11 protein-coding genes are annotated in these 22272 nt (G+C 41.2%); all 11 read left to right on the forward strand.

Going from position 1 to position 22272, the window contains the following annotated elements:
• The first annotated feature begins 9 nt into the window (after positions 1–9).
• The 11 genes from NMU02_RS02565 to NMU02_RS02615 all read left to right on the forward strand — a co-directional run bounded on the left by NMU02_RS02565 (position 10) and on the right by NMU02_RS02615 (position 22207).
• The gene (locus NMU02_RS02565) at positions 10–2034 is read left to right on the forward strand and encodes a heparinase II/III family protein (RefSeq protein ID WP_255025621.1); all 2025 of its coding nucleotides are present in this window, start codon (positions 10–12) and stop codon (positions 2032–2034) included.
• An 89-nt stretch (positions 2035–2123) separates the two neighbouring features.
• Entirely contained in the window at positions 2124–5315 is a 3192-nt protein-coding gene (locus NMU02_RS02570) for a chondroitinase family polysaccharide lyase (RefSeq protein ID WP_255025622.1), read from the forward strand.
• Between the two features lie 5 nt (positions 5316–5320).
• On the forward strand, positions 5321–6997 hold the full coding sequence (locus NMU02_RS02575) for a sulfatase family protein (protein WP_255025623.1): 1677 nt from the start codon (positions 5321–5323) through the stop codon (positions 6995–6997).
• Between the two features lie 34 nt (positions 6998–7031).
• Positions 7032–8672, forward strand: coding sequence for a CehA/McbA family metallohydrolase domain-containing protein (locus NMU02_RS02580; RefSeq protein WP_255025624.1), 1641 nt, complete (start codon positions 7032–7034; stop codon positions 8670–8672).
• Complete coding sequence (locus NMU02_RS02585) at positions 8669–9646, forward strand: ROK family protein (protein WP_255025625.1); 978 nt, start codon at positions 8669–8671, stop codon at positions 9644–9646. Before NMU02_RS02580 ends, NMU02_RS02585 begins: the two co-directional genes overlap by 4 nt.
• 10 nt (positions 9647–9656) lie before the next feature.
• Positions 9657–13871, forward strand: a complete 4215-nt coding sequence (locus NMU02_RS02590; RefSeq protein ID WP_255025626.1) for a polysaccharide lyase family 8 super-sandwich domain-containing protein — start codon at positions 9657–9659, stop codon at positions 13869–13871.
• Complete coding sequence (locus NMU02_RS02595) at positions 13868–15055, forward strand: heparin lyase I family protein (protein ID WP_435522006.1); 1188 nt, start codon at positions 13868–13870, stop codon at positions 15053–15055. The genes NMU02_RS02590 and NMU02_RS02595 overlap by 4 nt, the downstream gene beginning before the upstream one ends.
• A gap of 187 nt (positions 15056–15242) precedes the next feature.
• Positions 15243–15974, forward strand: coding sequence for a discoidin domain-containing protein (locus NMU02_RS02600; RefSeq protein ID WP_255025627.1), 732 nt, complete (start codon positions 15243–15245; stop codon positions 15972–15974).
• A gap of 30 nt (positions 15975–16004) precedes the next feature.
• The gene (locus NMU02_RS02605; RefSeq protein ID WP_255025628.1) at positions 16005–17045 is read left to right on the forward strand and encodes a T9SS type A sorting domain-containing protein; all 1041 of its coding nucleotides are present in this window, start codon (positions 16005–16007) and stop codon (positions 17043–17045) included.
• A 259-nt stretch (positions 17046–17304) separates the two neighbouring features.
• Positions 17305–20484 (forward strand): SusC/RagA family TonB-linked outer membrane protein, encoded by a 3180-nt coding sequence (locus tag NMU02_RS02610; RefSeq protein WP_255025629.1) that lies wholly within the window; start codon positions 17305–17307, stop codon positions 20482–20484.
• 25 nt (positions 20485–20509) lie between these two features.
• Entirely contained in the window at positions 20510–22207 is a 1698-nt protein-coding gene (locus NMU02_RS02615) for a RagB/SusD family nutrient uptake outer membrane protein (RefSeq protein WP_255025630.1), read from the forward strand.
• Positions 22208–22272 lie beyond the last annotated feature (65 nt).

Below are 22272 nucleotides of genomic sequence, written 5' to 3' on the forward strand. Positions count from 1 at the left end.
TTAATGATCATGCAGAAAACACGTATTACTATATATTTAACATTATGTATCTTGTTTTTCGGATGCTGGGGGATTTATGCTCAGCAGATCGATAAAGAGGCTTTTGAATTAATCGATTTGAATAGGAAGGGACTTGAAAATGTCAAGGCATTTTACGAAGAAGGGAAATATCAGGATGCTGCATCAGCTCTCTTAACTTATTATAAAAGCAGACAGGGAATTATTTTGCCGGATATTAATTTTAATAAATTGAAAATTTCGGAAAGCGAACAAAAAATGGCCGATGATGCTCTGGAACATAAATTATTTGCGCATAAAGGTTACCAACCTTCTTTTTTTTACGGGAAGGATATAGATTGGACTTATTGGCCTGTAAAAGATAATGAATTACGCTGGCAATTGCATCGTCAGAAATGGTTTATTCCTATGGGAAAAGCGTATCGTATATCAGGCGATGAAAAATATGCCAAAGAGTGGGTATATCAATATTTAGACTGGATAAAGAAAAACCCTTTAACACCTGAAAAAGGTGCGGTTCGAAAAACTATCGCCGGTGGAGATACCGAATACGACGGGGATAAGATTACGGATGACAATGTACGATATGCCTGGCGTCCGCTCGAGGTCAGCAACCGTTTGCAAGATCAGGCAGCGGAGTTTCTGCTATTCAATACTTCAAAATATTTTACGCCAGCTTTTTTTACACACTTTCTCGTAAATGTGCACAGACATGCAGTGCATATTATGAATAATTATTCGAAACAAGGAAACCATCTTCTTTTCGAGGCGCAACGTATATTGTATGCCGGTATTTTTTTCCCTGAATTTAAAGATGCTTCCGCATGGAGACAATCGGCGATATCTATATTGAATAAAGAAATAAAAGTTCAGGTATATAACGACGGGATGCAATTCGAGCTCGATCCTCATTATCATCTGGCCACGATCAATATCTTTTTTAAAGCGTTGCAAATGGCCGATCTTAACGGTTACCGAAAAGAATTTCCACAGGAATTTCTGGATACGGTAGAAAAAATGATTACGGTTACTTATAACTTATCTTTTCCCGATTATTCGAATCCGATGTTCAGTGATGCGAAGAAAAATGATAAATCTGAAATGATTAAAAATTACAAGCAGTGGATGAAGGTCTTTCCTCAAGATGAGGCGATACGTTATTTCGCTACCGAGGGTAAGAGCGGGAAATTACCGGATTATACCTCTAAAGCATTTCCTACATCCGGATTTTTTGTTTTTCGCAACGGTTGGGATATGGGTTCTACATGTATGATTATAAAAGCCGGACCGCCTGCTTTTTGGCATTGTCAGCCCGATAACGGTACATTCGAATTATTTGTAAAAGGGAGAAATTTCTTCCCTGATTCCGGTTCTTATGTTTATGCGGGTGACGATGAAGTGATGAAATGGCGTAATTGGTTTCGTCAAACCAGAGTACATCAAACATTAACACTGGATAATCGGTCTCTTGAAAAAACCGATTCGAAATGTTTGTTGTGGAAAATCGGTGAACCCACCGAGGTGTTGGTTACAGAAAATCCGTCTTATAAAGGGCTGAAACACCGTCGGTCGGTATTTTTTGTAAATAAGGAGTTTTTTGTGATCGTCGATGAGGCTTTTGGCAATGCTCAGGGAAAAGTAGGTATTCATTATGAAATGTGCGAGGGAGATGTAAAGACCGATTCTGTCATGTTGAAAGCGTATACCCGGTTTAAAGACGATAATAATATATTATTGCAAGCTTTTAGCGATAAAAATGTGATAATGGAAAATGAGGAAGGTTGGGTATCTTATGCATACCGTCAAAAATCAGAAAGAAAGGCTTTCTCTTTTAATGAAGATAAGAAAGCGTCCGATCATTGTATCCGGTTTATTACTATGATATTGCCAGTAAAAGATGCGGTAAAAGCACCATCGATAAAAGCCGAATTCAATACCGATTTTTCTGATGCGAAATCTTTAAAAATTACGGTAGAAGTTGGCCGTAAAAAATATCATTTGGGATATGATTTATAAAAAGTTTTGAGGGAAAGGAGGTCCCGTATTGCTGAGTAATTACTCTACCCCTTTTTGATGTTATAAAGGGTTTTATAAGAAAGAATACCATGAAACACGTATTTTATTTACTATTGTTTATGATTTGTCAGGATGCATTTTCACAAATATATTCTTTTGAAGATGGGAGTGTTCCTGCAGATTGGTCGGCGACGAAAGGAAATTTATCGGTATCTGCCGATAAATATAAATTAGGAAGCCGGTCATTACGATGGGATTGGGTCGGAGGTGACAAGTTAAAGTTGACAAATCTGAACTCGTTAAAAGAGGTATCTACCCGGGTGAACGGAGGAATTACGTTGTGGATATATAATACGAAATATTCGACCGATGATCTTACTTTTTCTTTTATACATATCTCGGGAGTAGAAAAATGTACCTATAAATTTAAGCTTAATTTTACGGGATGGAGATGTCTGTGGGCCGGTTTTGTGGACGATATGGGACATGACCGAACAAAATTGAACGCAATTACCGTAAAAGCTCCGGCAGTTTCGCAGGGACGGGTGTATTTCGATTATCTCGAGTTCGTCCCTAAAATATCATGGGAGAGAATCGACGATTTTCAGCATGCAGTTAAACAACCCTATAATACGATCGATAATTTTCTGGAAAAATATCGGACCGATCTGATAACAATAAGCGATGCGACTACCCGGGAAAAAAAGGATATCGGGGTAATAGCTCAGCGAATAGACCGGTGGTTTTTGTCCGGTGAAGACAAAACGGTTTGGAATGATGAGGAATATATCAAACGCAAGAAAAGCATCGACAACTGGATAGATCGGGCGAATTCTTCTTTCGACGTATCTCTTTCCCGAGACGAGGAAAACATAGTTACCGGGCCCGGATTGTTTCCACAATACAGTTCTTCGAAAATCGGAAATGTCTCTGTTATTAAGTTTAGGGATATCAGTGAAAAATATCTTATTCCTTTTGCGTTGGATTGGAGGTTGAATAAATCGGAGATCGAACGGCAACGACTGCTCGATATTTATGACTGGTACAACGATCAGGGGTGGGCTGCCGGAAGCGCTATGGGATCGATCCGTTTTGAAAAATTAAGGAGTGGGGGATATTTTCATTCGCTTTTCCTGATGCGTGAACAATTGGGAGATGTCCGGTTAAAACGAGAACTGAATACGCTCAAATGGTTTACTCTTTTCGGAGATGCTGTTTCCCGTAATCTTGAAAACCGGCATGGTGAATCAGCCGATAATCTGAGAACACTTGCCTTGCCGAAGCTGTATTATGCCCTGATGCTTCCCGATGATAATGACAAAGTAGCGGCGCTAAGGGTTCTTACAAAATATTATACCGATGCTTTTTCGGGAGCACAAGGATATCTCGATACCTTTAAGCCCGATTTTACCGGCTATCATCATCGGGGAGTTTACATGAGCGCTTATTATCCGGATGCTCTTTATATGGCCTCTCTTATTTATTATTTGCTTCATGATACTTCCTTCGCATTGCCCGAAACGGTGTTTTCCCAATTAAAGAATTGTTTACTCGCTTTCAGGAATATTGCTTCGATATATGATGTGCCCGTCGCTACATCGGGCCGTTTTCCTACTCAAACGCAAAAACTCGATAGGATAATCGCTGCTTATGCCTATTTGTCGCTTTCGTCAGATGAGCCCGATATGGAGTTGTCTCAGGCGTTTATGCGTTTATGGAATGCCGATCCGGAAATCGTGTCTCGAATGGTTACCGATGTATCTACCGATATTACACATAAATCGACCTTAGGGGAGGTCGAAACCTGTGCCAGGTTACTTCATAAAAGTATATTACCGGAAGAAGTGAAAGATACCCGGGTTTATTATCCTTATGCCGGGCTTCTTGTGAATAAAAGTAAAAACTGGCACATTTCGATAAAAGGGACGAGTAAATATATATGGGATTTTGAAAGTTCTTCTACCGAGAATCTGTACGGGAGATATCTTAGCAACGGTCAGATAGAATATACACGGTTAGATAGATTCAGGAAAAATAATGCTTATAAAGATAAAAATTGGGATTGGAATTATATACCGGGAACGACCTCCAAAGTGTTGTCTTTAACGTCTCTGAACACTAACACAGGAGGCAATGGTAAACATCGGAATTTCAGTGATGAAACGTTTCTTGGGGGAACGGTTTGCGGAACCGATGTTTCGGTATTCTCTATGAAACTGCATGATAATGTTTATGATAAAACTTTTTATGCCGATAAGACGGTTTTTTGTGTCGATAGTATTTGTGTATGCATAGGCAGCAATATAAAAAACGACGATTTTTCGGTGCCTACGGTAACGACGTTGTTTCAGCAGGAAACAAATGAAGGTGAAAAAGTAATGATAAACGGGGATGAATTTGTTTCTGCCGTAACAAAAATCTTAAATCCTGTTATTGTCGATAACATGGGTACGGCTTATATCGTAAAGAACGGGACTACCGTAACAGAAAGGAAAGGAGGAGTAGTCAGGTCTTATATTACCCACGGTGAGGCTCCCGCCGGGGATAAATATATTTATTATATGGTTCTGAATGCCGGAAATAACGATATAAGCAGATACAGGGATGAGGCAACTTCTCCGATTGTTATTCTCCGTCAGGATAAGTCGGCGCATATAATCAGGGAAAAGACAAGAAATATTATTTGTTATGTTGTATTCGATTCGGAGATTCCTGTAAATACAGGTCATGTCAAAACCGTAAATGCACCTGTTATTATATTGTTGAAAGAGGATGAAGATTCTATCGATCTTTCTGTTTGTGAGCCCGATATGCGCCGTCCGAGTGCAGAGAATAACGATTCTCTTACCGAAGATAAGGTAAGCGCGGAAGGTACTCCTTTTGATTTTGAATTAACGCTCGATGATGTATATACATTAGAAGATGGCGATCCGGAAGTTTCTATAATATCTTCGGGAGATGCTTCAGCTTTAAAGATAACGACGATTGACGGTAAAAGCTACCATGCAAAGTTGAAGAAATATCTTTCGGGTTGTAAGCCGGAAAACAAGGATCGAATCGAGTGTGTATACGACAGGAGTTCACAAACGGTTAATTTCTGCTCATCGAACGAAGATCCTTTTCAAATAGAAATATATTCTCTGCGGGGTGATCGTTTGTGTGCCATGGAGGGTTTTAAAGGTAACTATACTAAAGATATAAGCCTGTTTCCCGATGGTTTTTATATGATATCTGTCCGATCAGGCTCGGGATATAGCACTCAAAAAATTATTAAATACTAAAACATATGAAAAATAACGTATTATCCTCTTTATTATTACCGGTAGCTGCAATTAGTAGTTTTACCGGTTGTGTCGCTAAACAAAAAGATAATAAACCGGAAAAAAGACCGAATATTATCCTGATTATGACCGATGATCATACTACCCAAGCTATCAGTTGTTACGGTAGTCGTCTGATGCGGACACCTAATCTCGATCGTATCGCGAATGAAGGAATGAGATTCGATAACTGTTACGTAAGTAATGCTATATCGGGACCTTCGAGAGCATGCATTTTAACTGGGAAAATGAGCCATATCAATGGTTTTACAGATAATTCGCAGACATTTGACGGAGATCAGGAGACTTTCCCGAAATTGTTGCAAAAATCCGGTTATCAGACAGCCATGATCGGGAAATGGCATTTAAATTCAGACCCTCAGGGTTTCAATTATTGGAGTATATTGCTCGGGCAGGGAGATTATTACAGTCCCGATTTTAATGAAAATGGAACAATAGTCAGAGAAAAAGGGTATGTAACCGATATTATTACCGATAAGGCGATCGAATTTATCGGTAACCGGGATAAATCTAAACCTTTTGCCATGCTGTATTACCATAAAGCCCCTCATCGCAACTGGATGCCGGCGCAAAGACATTTGGGGATTTTTAACGATAAAACGTTTCCCGAACCGAAAACATTATTCGATGATTATTCTACCCGAGGACCTGCCGCAAGGGAAACAATGATGGAGATAGCCCACCATATGTGGGATGACTGGGATTTGAAGATTGCTACTCCCGAAGAGTTGTCGGGTACTTATGATAATAAACGTGCCGCTGATATGAATAAAGCCGAAATAGAACGTGCTAATCAGAAGAATAGAGGTATGGAGTCGTTTCGCGCGGCTTATAATCGGATGACTCCGGAAGAGAAAGAAGTATGGAATAAAGCTTATGCCCCTCGGATAAAGGAGTTTAAAACGCTGAATATGAAGGGAAAAGAATTGGTTAGATGGAAATATCAGCAATATATGCGGGATTATCTGGCGACTACACTGGCGGTAGATGAGAATGTTGGGCGATTACTCGATTATCTTAAACAGATCGGGGAATTGGATAATACGATAATCGTTTATACTTCCGATCAGGGTTTCTTTCTCGGTGAACACGGATGGTTCGATAAACGGTTTATGTACGAAGAGTGTCAGCGTACTCCTTTGATGATACGTTATCCCAAGGCGATAAAAGCCGGTACTGTTTCCGACGCATTGTGTATGAATATAGATTTGGCACCGACTTTTCTCGACTATGCGGGCGCTTCTATTCCTTCCGATATACAAGGACATTCCTTGAAACCGATCCTCGAACATGAAGGGAAAACTCCTGCCGATTGGCGTAAAGCGGTTTATTATCATTATTATGAATATCCTTCATGGCATATGGTTAAACGTCATTACGGTATACGTACTCAACGCTATAAACTCATTCATTTCTACAATGATGCCGATTATTGGGAATTATATGATATGAAAAAAGACAGTAATGAATTGAACAATGTGTACGGAAAACCTGAATATAAAAAAGTGCAGGAAGATATGACCCGGTTGCTTCTCGAAATGCAGAAGGAATATAAAGATACCGATCCTACCGAACAGAATATCAAGTTCTTTAAAGGGGATGACGGAGCAAATATGCACTGATATCGAAAAAAATTTATAAATCGAATGAATGATTATGGACAGGAGAAAATTTATTAAACAAACCGGTTGGACTTTTATGGGACTGGCCGTATCGGGCCCGATATTGGGAGCTTGTACACCAAAAGAAAAAGATAAGGCGAAAGCGGCCGCAAAGATCGATCCGAACGGATTGAAAGTTTTCTGGGGAGATATACATAACCATTGTAATATTACATACGGTCATGGTGATATGAGATTAGCTTTTGAGGCGGCAAAACAGCAACTCGATTTTGTATCGGTTACTCCTCATGCCATGTGGCCGGATATACCCGGAAAAGACGATCCTCGCCTGGCTTGGGTGATCGATTATCATACAGGTGCCTTTAAAAGGCTTCGAGAAGGAGGGTATGAAAAATATCTGAAAATGACTGAAGAATATAATCAGGATGGTAAATTTTTAACTTTTCCTTCATACGAATGTCATAGCATGAAATATGGCGATCATGTCGTCTTGTCGTATGAACAGAATTTCCCTCTCGTAGAGTGTGAATCGGTGGAAGATTTAAAAGCAAAGCTTAAAGATAAAAAAGTATTTGTCACTCCACATCATATGGGGTACGAAAAAGGATACCGTGGATATAACTGGGATTTTTTTACCCAGGGAAATCAGACGCCGTTTGTCGAAATTTTTTCACGGCACGGGTTAGCCGAAAGCGATCAGGGCGATTATAATTATCTTCACGATATGGGACCGAGGTCGTATGAGGGAAGCGCTTTGTGCGGGTTGGAAAAAGGTTTTAAATTCGGCTTTATCGGATCTACCGACCAACATGCGGGTTATCCCGGCAGTTTTGGTGATGGCCGTATCGGAGTTTTGGCCCGATCGCTCGATCGAAACGACATTTGGGAGGCAATGAAAAACCGCCATGTGTATTGTGCTACGGGGGATAAAGTGAATATCGATTTTCGCATTAATAATGCTATTATGGGGGATATAATTAGAGGAAATAACCGTCATATATACCTGAATGTAGAAGCGGCGAATTATATCGATTATGTAGATATCGTAAAAAATGGAGAATGTATCGCCCGACTGAGTGGCCCTATGCAGACGATTGTACCGCCGGAAGATGTGATGCGCGCTAAAGTAAAGCTTGATTTCGGATGGAACCGGGAAGAGAAACCGGTACGTTGGGACGGGTTTATCGAAATTACCGAGGGTAAAATCAATGTGGCGACACCTTGTTTTCGGGGGGCTGCTTATACCTCTCCTCAGGCAGATAAAATAGGCCATGAAGACGATACGAAAGTGAATAGAATACTTAAAGCCGATGACAAAAGGATCGATTTGGAAATGTATTCTACTAAAAATCCCAATACGATGACTCCTGCCATGCAAACAGTAATGCTGGATGTAACGATGCCCAAAAACGGTATCATCAGGACGAAGATGAATGGAAAGGAATTCGGTTATACTTTGGGTGAGCTTCTTACCGGTTCTAAATCGCATTTTATGAGAGGTTGGTTGAGCGAAGCGATATTATTTAACCGTGCGGCACCAGAAAGCGCCTTTATGATAGAACACGTGATGCATGATAACAAGCCTTCGAGAGATACCGATTATTATTACGTACGGGTTCGTCAACGGGACGGACAATGGGCATTCAGTACTCCTATCTGGGTAGAAAGGGTATGATTATGAGGTATGCTGTTGGATTGGATTTGGGAGGAACGTCTTTAAAATATGCGGTTGTAAACGAACAGGGCGTTTTTTTGTATAGCGGGGAAATGCCGTCATTAGCCGATATTTCCAGAGACACAGTTATCGACCGGTTAAAAGCGGCGATTTCCGATTGTATCGGATTTGCCGCTTTACAGAGTATCGCTTTGTGTGGAGTCGGGGTAGGAACTCCAGGGATTACGGATGAAAATAATCGCATCGTATTAGGGGGTGCAGAAAATATAGCCGGTTGGGAAAACATACCGCTTGCCGGCATACTGGAGAAAGAGACCGGAATACCGACTTTGGTAGCAAACGACGCTAATGCAATGGGGCTTGGTGAGCAAACTTTCGGTGCGGCTAAAGGCTGTACCGATGTGCTGTTTATTACAGTGGGTACAGGTATCGGAGGCGCCGTTATTATAAATAATAAGTTATATGGCGGGTATAAGAACCGAGGAATGGAAATGGGACATATACCGCTTATCGCGAATGGGGAACGTTGTGCCTGCGGTAGTGTAGGTTGTCTCGAAACCTATGCTTCTACTGCAGCGTTGATACGACGCTTCGAAGGCCGCTGTCGTAAAAGAAAACTTCATACAGGAATAAAGCCCGATGGTAAAATGATTGTCGAACTTTATCATAAAGGAGATTCTGTTGCAATAGAGTCTTTGAATGAACATTGGGATTTCCTCGGCCACGGTATTGCGGGACTGGTTAATATATTTAGTCCGCAACGGGTTGTTATCGGAGGCGGTATTTCAGAAGCAGGTGGCTTTTATATCTCTCGTATCGGAGAAAAAGTGAAAGAGTATTCTTTAGCGGATTGCCGTGTGAATACACTCGTTTGTGCAGCCTGTTTGGGAAATAGAGCGGGTATGATGGGTGCGGCGAGTATGATATTTTCAGGGAATATAAGGAATGATTCTGAAATAACGGAAAATAATTAATCGAAAAAAAATGATCGGATTTCCTCATCGTACATTTATAAATGAATTTTTTAGAGGGGCGACCCTGATTGCGGTTTTAGTGACTGTCATTATCGATATGCAGGCTCAAAATTCCGATTATGAGCGTGAGATCTCATTGCAGGGTGTTGCCAGAGGGCTTTGCATACAAAAGGAAATCTTATATTCTACAGCCGGAAACACGATTGTAAAATGTGATTTTAAGAGTGCACCTCAAACGATTATAAAAGGTCTGAACACCCCTTTTGACGTTGATGTCGATGAGGCAGGCAATATTTATGTAGCAAATCGGGGCGGAAAAAACGTTGAGGTATATTCCGCAAACGGAGTATCGCGGTATGCGTTGCAGATAGGAGAAAATGTAAACGGCGTTACCATGGGCCCCGACGGAAAACTTTATGTCGCTTCTCTTACAAAAATTTCCGTATACAGAGAGAATACCCTCGAGAATACGATTATATCACTTACAAAAGATAAGTTCAGGGAAGTGCGTAAGGTTTATTTCGACAGTGCGGGAAGAATGTATATTATCGATAAAAATACCGGAATGATCGCCCTATCCGGAGTTTCGGGAGAAACGGCTACAGTCGATTTTATAATTAAAAAAGATTCTCGGTATGCGTATAATTCATTGGCTTATATGACATCGTTGCCTGATGGATCGCTACTGATAACTTCTGATACCGATTTTAAAGGAGGCTTGTTAGGTGTTTACCGGTTCGACTTATCAGGTAATTTTAAAAATACGATAGGTGAATTAGGCAGTGGAAAAAGTTTTACGTCTCCTTATGGAATAGCTGCAGACAGCAATGGCCGATTGTTTATTGCCGATGGAAATAAAATACAGGTATGGAAAGTGACCGATAATGAGCCACCGGTTGTATCGGATATCAAAATTTCGAATATAACCCGTTCTTCGGTCGATTTTTCTTTAACGAGTAGTGAGTCGGGGAACGTATATTGGGAGATTCGTAATGACGGTGTACAACCTACCGCTGATGAATTGTTAAACGGTACACGGTCTTTTTCTTGTCAGGCAAATCAGGAAACCATTCAAACATTGCATTCACCTTCGGGTAGTACTCTCAGATTGTATTTTATAGTCAGGGATAAAGCCGGAAATACAACAAAAGTATTGTCAGGTTCCGAATTTTCCACTCTTCAACCGCTGGCGATAAACTATATTGTTCCTGTAAAAAAAGATACTGACTCAGTGACTTTTGAAGTTTCGGCTAACGATGAGGGTACTTTATATTATTTATTAAAACCTGACGACGGAAGTTGCCAAATCCCGACTTCCGACGCTATTTTGCAGGGGAATAGCCGGGAATACCCTGTTGCCGGGAAGCCACTTTCGCTCGACGTTAGTTTACCTTCGACAGGCAGATATTGGTTGTATGCACTTATACAAACTTCCGGAGGAGAAAATAGCGGAGTATATACATGCACTGTAACTTCATATTCCGATATAGATTTAATTCGCAAGCGGTATATAGATTTACTTATCGGGGATGATACTACCGATTATTCTAATCTTTCTGCTATAGACCGTTATAACTCGTTATTAACCCGGTTTTCACAGGCAAGTGATATGGCCGGAAAATATGATCCGGATGTTCCCGATTTGCCAGAATTTGTTTTAGATGAAAAGGTTCCCGGCAATGATATAGCACTTGTACGTGAATTAGTCGGTAAAGTATTGTTTCCGTTGGCGATGGCATATCGGCTGAAAGGCCCCGACACACAACCTAACATTTATTATCATAATGCCGGTATTTTATCGGAAATCATGAAGTTATATAAATACTTAAGTGTAAGGAATTTTAAGACGGGGCGTGAACTCCATTTTACAGGAGGTGGTGTTTATCTAAGGCTTACGGGGTATTTTTATGCTTCTATGCTGATGCGTGAAGAATTGGCCAAGGCGGGAATGCTCGATGAAGTATCGGACATGATGGAATGGGCTACTCGCTGGGTTGTTCCCAACAGTGTCGACATTGAGGGCGGTGAAGAGGATTGGTCGGCTTCGGCAGCCGGAAATATCAGTCGTTCCGACGGAGTACGAACGATATATAATAACCGACTAATGTATATTTTAACGGCCGGTGACAATGTTGCGGATCGGGAGGAAAAGTTATCGTATCTTACCGAGGTCCTTAATCAGGCGTTTGTACCCCACGGAGCCTGGGACGGATTTTTGAAACCCGACTATACAGGTTATCACCATTTGGGAGTGTGGGGAAGCGCTTATGTAACCGATGCGTTGCAGGTAGCTTCACAAATGGCTTTTTTGTTGCATAATACGGTTTACGGCATTGCTACCGATCCCGTTAAGCATATCGCCGAAGGCTTGAAGGCATTCGGACAGTATAGCGGGAAATATGATATTTCTCGTGGGTTATGCGGTCGTTTTCCCGGGCATTTAAATGATATTATAAATCAAATTCCGGCTTATGCTTATATTTATTACATTTTACCCGAAGGAAAATTAAAAAAAGAGATAGGCGGAGTTTTTGCCAATTTGTATGATACAGAATATAATCCCGTACAAACGGGAATGATAAGAAATACGGCCTGTGAAATAATTTTTACAGGAGGCATGGGTACCATAAATATATGCAATGGTTTAAAAGCGGTCATTGTGCCGGTTAAAGAAATGGAATTAAACCGGACTTTTCCCTATGCCGCTATGCAGATACATCGTCGTTCCGATTGGCTGGCGACAATAAAAGGATATAGTAAATATGTGTGGGATTTCGAGACGAACGGCAGTGAAAACTGGTATGGAAGAAACCAAAGTTTCGGACAATTGAGTATATATAGCGGAAAAGATTCGGAAGGTGTCGTGTCGGCATTGGCCAGCGGCGTCGGTTATGATGGTTACGACTGGTCGCATATTCCGGGTACGACGGTCCCCGATTTATCTTTGCCCGAGGTTCTTGCCGATGCAAAAGCGTTCGAGTGGCCGCGTTTTTCGAATGAAGCCTTTGCCGGAGGTGTGAGCGACGGTAGAAATGGGGTGTATGGATTTAAATTTTCAGACCGTACCAAAGGCCAGAGTAGCGCTTCCTGGACAAAGCCTAAATTAACGGCATTGAAATCTTATTTCTTTTTCGACGATCTTATCGTTGCCTTGGGATCGGATATCGATAATACTGCTTCCGATTATGCGGCTCATACTACTATTTTCCAAAATCTTCTTCCTTCTCCCGAGACACCCACCATAGTGAATGGAACGCAGATTACTGGTCTTTCGTATGTCTACGACCAAAATGTAGAATCACCGGTTTACCTTACCGATATTGCCGGTAACGGATATTATATTCCCGATGCTAAAGGATTGCATATACACCGGAATGTACAGCAATCGGTAGATGATAAGAATAAAAACGCGACAAGTGGTAATTATGCGACAGCCTGGATAAATCATGGCAGAAAAACGAAAAACGGCGGTTATGAATATGTCGTTTGGGTACGGGGCGCATCTTTTATTTCCGGATTGGCCAATGATCCCGATAGTTTTTATTCCGTACTGCGCCGGGATAAAGTAGCGCATATCGTAAAACGAGGGCAAGAAAAGGGGTTGTCGGTATTTGCTTCCGATACACTTGTTGGGGATGAGATAATTTCGAGTGTCTCGGAACCTTGCAACATTTGGCTTACCTCCGGTACTGACCGTACGATACTGACGGTGTCGAATCCCGATTTGGGATATTATAAGAAAGGGAATGAATTCGGTTGTTTTCCTGTGCAAGCATGGTCGGTTCCGAAGTCGAAACGGTATATGGATACAAAAATACAACCGGTAGAGATTACTTTAAATGGAAAGTGGAATATTGCCGACGCATCCGGAAAAGTAGAATTTATCGGTTATAATGAAATGGAAAATACGACGATATTGAAATTTAACGGTACAGGCGGTGAATCGGTGTCGGTACCCCTGATTTATACCGGAAGCGGAATGGAAAATGTTGATACTGATGACAGATTGTGCGTGTATCCGAATCCGACATCGGGAAAACTTTATATCCGGTCATACGAACCCGTGAATACGATTATTCGCATAACCGATATCGGAGGACGGCAAGTCATGTCGGTAAAAACGAACCGGGGAGAAACCAATGTATGTATAGATCTGACAGGGTTTTCGGCTGGATATTATTTTTTAATTGCAGATAAAACAATAAAACGTATTCTAAAAAAATGAACAATATGATAAAACTAAAAAGCTTTTTAATAATCGTAATGTGTCTCTTGTGGGGCTTTTCTCTTACGGCACAGGAAAAAACGTTGGTACCTATTCGCGAACGAGTGGATATACAAAGTCAAGTGGCTCCCGAAAATTCGATAATCGACGGAGAGTGGGTAGCCGTGGGTACCCGCAAGAAACATGCGATACAATATGATTATACCCGTTTGTATGATGGTAAGCCATCGTATCGGTTCGAATTGAAACAAAATGATAATACTTTAGCCGGTTATAGTGCCGGTGAAACAAAGGGACGGGCGGAACTATCTTATTGTTTCGCGACTGGGAAAGATATCGAAAAACTAACCGAAAAGCAATTTGAAAATATTGTAAAAGCAAAAAAAGTCTATCATTACGGTAAAGGGGAATGTCCTCAGGGGAGTACCCGTCATTATCGTTTTTCTATTTACGTACCTAAAGACCTGAAAGCCTCGGTAAATACGATTTTTGCCCAGTGGCACGGTATGCCCGACCGTACTTTATTATGTACTCCCGAGGGCGAAGTCAAAGAGGTTTCCGATGAAGAATTCGCGAAAATATGTGAAAAAGTGATATTTAAAAAAGATAAGGGATACGATCGACTTCCGCTACTACGTGAAGACGGAACTCTGGAAAAGGACAAGAAAGGAAATATATTATACCAGGCACATTGGGAACCTAATGGATGGATTATTGAACAAGGTGGATTCCCTCCTCTGGCTTTCGGTTTTAATAAAGGATATTTTTATATAAAAGCCAATTCGGACCGGAAATGGTTATCCGATAAAACCGACCGTTGTAATATCGATCCCGAAAAAGGCGAAATCATGCATCCGTTGATTTCGAAATATAAATCATCCACCCTCGCTTATAAAGAACCGTTCAGCGATTTTCCCAAAGAAACGTGGGTTACCTTCGAAATTGCCGTTACCTGGACTGTTTACGGAATGGAAAAGGAAAATATTGTAAAACCCGGTAGTCTGGATGTGGTTATGTCGTATGAAAAGAACGGTGAAAAAGTAGAACGGCATATCGTAGATAACGAAACGATATTGATCGGACGTAACGACCGAAATGGATATTATTTTAAGTTTGGTATTTATCGGGTGGGAAACAGTACGACTCCGGTGTGTTATAATCTGGCCGGATACAAAGAATACTGATTGATTATATTCGATTTTTTTGTCATTAAGCGGCATAAAAGCTTTACCGACGGGAGTTTTCAACAAATGTAAAAGTCTTTTCAACAACAGAGAAAGTCTGTTCGGGAGAAAGTCTGTAACATTGCAATGCCGGCCGGTAGAAGCGACCGGAAGACTTAATCGTTAAATCAATAAAATGAAAAATTATATGAATCGCAGGATTTTTACAGCCATAGTATCGGTTTTATTCTTCAGCAACGGTCTTTATGCACAGGGTTTTTCATCATTTAAGGTAGAAGGTTCCCTGACACAGACATTATTGAAAAACCGTACTAAATCGGCCTCTATTATAGAGACAATTGTAGACGCTTCGGCGGATATTAAGAGTTTGCCCGTAAAATATAAACTGCTCAGCGGGTGTGTGATATCGGAGGAAACTCCTTTAAATAATGATTATACGAAAGTTAAACACGTTACGGTGAATAAAAAAGATGGTTCTTCTAAAGATTGGAGTATTATCGTTCATCAACTGGTTCCCGGAAAGCTTCCTCTACAAATCGTTTTTTCCAAAACTAACCCCTGCGATCTCGATTTTACCAATCCGAAGCCCTGGGCTGGATATGGAATCGATTACAGTAAACCGACAGTGGTGAGAATGGGAAATGACGGTATTGGATTTTTTGCTGCGTATGATGGGGTTGCGAAAGAGGCTTCTTTTGAATTCACAGTGGTAGGAGGAGCCGTTTTTAACGGAGAGTTCGATGTAGAAACCTCGATAGATGGTAAGAAATGGAAAAATCTGAAAACGTATAAGGAAGGGGATGTTACGGGAACGGAGATTTTGACTTTGTCTTTGCCTTCCGAAGCACGCTATATTCGTTGGATATATGCTTTGCGAGATAAGCAGAATGTTAATCTGAACAATATATATATAAAATAAAAATGTTATTTACCTTAAAAACATAAGATTATGAAAAAGAAGATCTTTACTCTATTTATTTGTACAATATTTGCAGGAACATTATTCGGGCAAAGATTAACCACGTTTACAATAGAGGGTGCTGTCGCATTAAGTCCATTGGGAACATTAAATCCTAAAAATAATGATGAGAAAAAAACGGGTACTGCTGAAATTATTTATCCATCGACAGTAGACTTGACAAATGTAACCGCTTCGTTAAATTTGCCAGAAAGTGTAAAATTGATCGAGCCTGCTGTTTTACCTACAGATTTCAGCCAAAAAGTTACCGGTATAAAAATACAGAATGATCCGAATGCCGGGGCGGCCAACAGCGATTGGGCGATTTATTCGATTGAATGCAAAAGTTTGGCTCCAACGGAGGACGAAATAGATTTAACGTTTCCGTTAGATATTGACAATTGGAGTTCGGAAACACATAAGGGTTGGGCGGGAACAGCTCTTAAAAATAGCGGAAATTCTACTCGCCTCGAATCGGACAGGCGTTCTATTGTTTTGTCATTTTCGTATGCTCCACAGGAACTTTCCTATGCTGTTAATGGTTCGGTTGACAGTCCTACAGCCGAACTTAATGTGGAAGAATCGGCAGATGGAGTTAATTGGACGATAATACATAAATATGATGCAGCGAATCCTATACCTGCAGGTAAAGCTACTCCTGCAGAGAAAAATAAAAGTGCTGAACTGAAGCAGGATTCCCGTTTCGTACGGTTTGTCTTAGCTAAGAAAAATAACTCCAATGTCGCTTTTACGGCGATGAAGGTAACGAAATTTTTATCCGGATTGAACACTGAAAAGGATAATGAAGATGGAATAAAAGTATATCCCAATCCGGTGACAGATATACTGAATATAGATTCGGACCGGGCCGTATCGAATATTATTGTTACCAATATAAGCGGCCAGACGGTTATGCAAGTAGCAAGGCCCAGCCGTCAGATATCTGTCTCTGGTCTTGCCGACGGTTATTATCAGGTATTGATCATACAAGCCGACGGAAGCCGTTCCGTTAAACGTATTGTAAAAAGATAAAGACGACTATTTGACTTAATTGCAATTTTTTATTGCTGAATGGTCGAGGCCCTGTCTTACTCCTGTTAGCGGGGCCTTTTTTTTGATGAATCAGTTATAATTTTATAATAGAATATCCTTTGAACAATCTGAAAATCAAGTGCCGGTGAAGTTCTACGGTTACTGTGATATAGATAATGAATTTCCTGCAATATCGAAATGATGAGGATAGAATAAATATCGATAACGAACTAAATAAAATAACCTAAGTATAAATATTATGAAAAACAGTAGATTATTGTTTTTTACTCTTTTGTTGTCTCTATTTGCCGTATTTCAGTTATCGGCTCAGAATGCGGAGACGGAAATAATCGGAAAAGTAACTGATGAGAATAATGAATCCCTCCCGGGAGTAAGTATTCTTGTTAAAGGTGCTAAAACCGGTACGGCTACCGATATAGATGGAAATTTCAGAATAAACGCACCCTCCGGATCGGTTCTCGTTTTTTCATATGTAGGCATGAAAAAGCGGGAAGTGAAAGTCGGGGATAAGAAAATAATCAATGTAAAACTCGTACCGTCATTTGTAGAACTTAACGAAGTAGTAGCTATCGGATATGGAACCATGAAGCGTAAGGATCTGACCGGTTCGGTGGCTTCGGTAAATACCGAGGAACTGGCCAAAGCGCCAGTCGCCAATATGGCTGAAGCGCTGGCCGGGCGTGTTGCCGGGGTAATGGTTACCCAAAATGAGGGAGATCCCAATGCCGGTATTTCGATAAGGGTACGAGGAGGAATCTCTATTACCCAAAATAACGAACCGTTGTATATCATCGACGGTTTTCCTAGCGAAGCGGCGGCTTTTATGGCGTTGAACCCTACCGATATAGAATCGATCGATATTCTCAAAGACGCCTCGTCTACTGCCATATACGGTGCGAGAGGTGCCAATGGGGTAGTGGTGGTGACTACCAAAAACGGGATAGCGGGAAAAACTCTGGTAACCTATGATGCTTATGTGGGATTTAAGGATGTATCTAAACATATGGATATGTTGAGTACCCCAGAGTTTGTTTATCTCGATTATGAAAGGAGAAGCGCTTCGAGTGAAGGAGCCGGTGAAAGTTTTAGGAGAAATTACGGAGAGTTTGCAGACATTGGGGCGAATTATGCCCACCGGGGTGTAGACTGGCAAAGAGAAGTTTTTCGTACGGCATTCGTGCAGAATCATAAATTAAGCGTATCGGGCGGGACGAAAGACTTGAAATATTCGATGTCTTATTCTCATCTGAACGATCAGGGAATTATGATCGAGAGTGGAGTGAAAAAGGACAATATTCGCGCTAAAATCGATCATCGGATCAATAAGAAAGCCCGGGTGACGGGTAATATTAGCTTCACCAGTATGAAGACCGAAGGAATGGGGACATCAGAAGGTGGAGGCGGTTTCGGTAAAATGACGCATATTCTTACCTATCAACCCACTGTGGGACTTAGAGCCACCGACGAAGAATTTAAGACAATGCCCGATAATCCGTGGCTCGACGATGACGGTAATACAGTACAAAATCCGGCAGCTTCGGCACGGGCCGAGCATAATGTAAAAGAATTGAGGATATTCAATGCAAATGCCGGTCTTTCTTATGAACTGGTTAAAGGGCTTACCTTTAAGAATACCACCGGAATGCTCTACCGCACCCAACGTAACGAGATTTTTAACGGTTCCCAATCTGTCAGCGCCAAGAGAACAAGTATTAACGGCAGTATTCGTAATGCCGAAGTCGGTAATTTTCAAACGGCGAATACTCTTACCTATAATTTGCGTAAAAGAGCTCATAAGGCCGAGTTTATGTTGGGGCAGGAATACATCGGAACCTGGAACAGATATTTTCAAACTACGGTAACGAATTTTCCGAACGATGATATCGGTTTAAATGACCTGAGCTTGGGTATAGCCGGTACATCCCAGTCGAATTACAATGACGACGATAAAATCCTTTCTTTTTTCGGGCGAGTATATTATAATTTTAAAGAAAAATATATGGTGACCGGAACTTTGCGTGCCGATGGCTCTTCAAAATTCGGCCCGAAAAATCATTGGGGTATATTTCCTTCTGTTTCGGCCGCTTGGCGTCTTTCAGAGGAAGGATTTATTAAAGATTTGGGTGCATTTTCCGATTTAAAACTACGTGTGGGATATGGTACATCCGGTATTAACCGTATCGGCGATTACGGTTCGCTGTCGATCTGGAGTGCGGTGGTCGTGCCAAATCTCGACGGAAGCATTCCCGGTTATGTCCCTTCTCAAATACCCAATAAAGATCTCAAGTGGGAAGCGAATAAAACTTTCAACGTGGGAATCGACCTCGGATTTTTCGAACAGCGTTTAACGATCTCTCCCGAATTTTATATCAATCGGTCGAGTAATTTGCTGCTTAAATCGAAATTACCGCAGTCGTCGGGTAAAGAATATCTCTACCGCAACATCGGTTCTACTCAGAATATGGGTATCGACCTGACGATTTCGAGCGTAAATATACAAACACGCGATTTTATGTGGAGGACGACATTGAACCTTTCCCATAATAAAAATAAGATTCTGGCTTTGTCGGGAGAATCGCAATACCTCGAAGAATCGGGATGGGGATTTAATCAAAACGATTATCTTGTGGCAGTAGGTCGTTCTATCGGTCTTATGTATGGTTATAAGACCGAGGGATTATATCAGGTAGATGATTTCAATTATGTAGGAGGTAAATATGTTCTGAAAGAGGGTATTCCGTATAATCCCAATAATCAACCTCAGCCGGGTTATTGGAAATTTAAAGATAACGGAGGAAAGGTTGATGCTAAAGGGAACCCTTTAATTACCGAAGACGATAAACAAGTGATCGGTAATGCTAATCCCAAGTTTTACGGAGGTATTATAAATACATTTACTTATAAGGGCTTCGACCTGAGTATCTTCTTGAATTTCAGTTATGGCAACGATATTCTTAACGCAACCAAATTATACACGACTTTGATAGGAACCAGCAATAAGACGTCTATCGACGCTGTAAACAGTCATCATCGCTGGGTGACGGTAGGTTCCGACGGTAAAGTTATCAGTGATCCCGATGTCTTGCGACGAGTAAACAGTGGAAAAACGGTGGCTCAGTTCGGTGATATGCAAAACGGAAATAAAGTCATTCATTCCTGGGGTGTAGAAGATGGTTCGTTCCTGCGTATCAACAATATTTCGCTGGGATATACTTTCCCTAAAAAATGGATGCGGAAAATAAAAGTCGGTACTTTACGCATATACGTAACCGGTAACAACCTGTTTACATGGACTCCCTATACGGGATTCGATCCGGAGGTGAGCACCCGTAATTCTACCGGAACTACACCGGGTGTCGATTGGGGTGCTTATCCGAGAAGCCGTTCGTTTGTATTCGGTTTAAGTCTGGGATTATAATTATCGATTTTAAAAAATGTATTCTATGAAACGTATACAATATATATTAGCTACAGCAATACTGGCGTTAACTTTTACCTCATGTGAAGATTTTTTTTCCGAATCGCATGACTCTTATTATGAAACTAAGAATCTTTTTGTAGACCTTCCGCATGCCCGGTTGGCGGTAGACGGCATTTATCAGGTGCTTTCTAATCCGAATCATTACGGACAGTTTGAAATGGCGATGGCTACATCAGACGACATGTATTATATAAATGGTACCAACAGCGACGGTAACCGCCGGGATATTTCTCATTATATGGTAACTCCGACTAATTCGTGGGTAGAAACGCTTTGGACTAAAAAATACGATGGTATCGATCGAGCCAATCAGGTAATAAATAATATCCGCAATATGCAGGAATATAAAGACGGTGATTCCGAAGCGTTGAAATACGAAGGGGAAGCTTTGTTTCTGCGTGCTTTGCTCTCTTATGACTTGGTAAGGTATTGGGGCGATGTACCTTATCGCACGAAAGAGGTCGTGTCGGTTGATGATGCTTATATCGGTCGCACCGATCGGGAGAAAATATACGATCAAATCGTAAATGATCTCGATAGAGCTAAGAATCAATTGCCTTGGGCTAAGGAAGGTAGCAATAGCGAGCGAGCTACACAAGGCGCTGCCCGGGGATTACTTATGCGAGTATATTTGCAACGAGCCGGATATTCTCTGAAATTGAATGGCGCTTATTCTCGTCCTGATGATGCGATCAGGCAGAAATATTTCGAAGCCGTATTGGAGGAATTTGCCGAATTCGGGAAAAACGGGTTCCATAAATTATATCCTCAGGGATATTTGCAATTCTGGAAAAATTTCAGTCAGGATATAGTAGACCCGGTGGAGAGCATCTTTGAAGTCGCTTTTTATACTCCCGATGGGAAAGATAACGGTGCTGGTACATGGGGTACCTATATCGGGCCTTATAATTCGGCTAAGGATCCCAAAGGAAGAGCAAATGCGTTTTTCCGGGTATTGCCCGAATGGTTGGGGTATTATGAAGAATCCGACGGGAGGCGGGACGTGAATATTACGCATCAGGCTGTATTCGTTTCTACCAAAAATAATTACGATCAGTACTGGTGTCCCGCTAAATGGCGGCGCGAGTGGATGGGAAATAATCCCAAAGACCCGAATAATACTAATACTAATTTTGTGTATTTACGATATGCCGATGTTTTATTGATGGCTGCAGAAGCGATGAACGAGTTGAATCGTACCGACGAGGCTGTAGATCTGTTGAATCAGGTACGTACCCGTGCCGGAGCGACTGCCCTCGATAAGGGATTCGCCAATTTCGAGACTCTTTACCAGCGAAAAGGAAAGTGGGAATATTTTACCGGAAAAGAAAATAAATCATATAGTTACAATATGGCTCAGACTTTTCTTCCGACAGGAAGTAATCAAGAAAAATTCCGGGTTGCTCTGTTTTGGGAAAGAGGATTCGAGTGCTGTTTCGAGCTTACCCGTAAATATGACCTTATACGATGGGGTATTCTCGAAGACGCGATTAAAATGCATAGTACCAGTCCGCAAAAAAAAGGATATGCCGCCGGGTATAACGAGAAAAATCCGGGTAATAAAGGTAATTTCGTACATGGTAAACATGAGCTTTTCCCCATTCCGTTATCGGAGATAAGTATTAATACGAAAATCACCGAAAATAATCCGGGATACTGATAAGTATATTATTATAAGTGAGAAAGTATTTCAAGACGGGAGTATCCGGAATTTCCGGATACTCC

Origin of the sequence: Coprobacter tertius (assembly GCF_024330105.1) — a bacterium.
In the GTDB taxonomy this organism is placed as follows: domain Bacteria; phylum Bacteroidota; class Bacteroidia; order Bacteroidales; family Coprobacteraceae; genus Coprobacter; species Coprobacter tertius.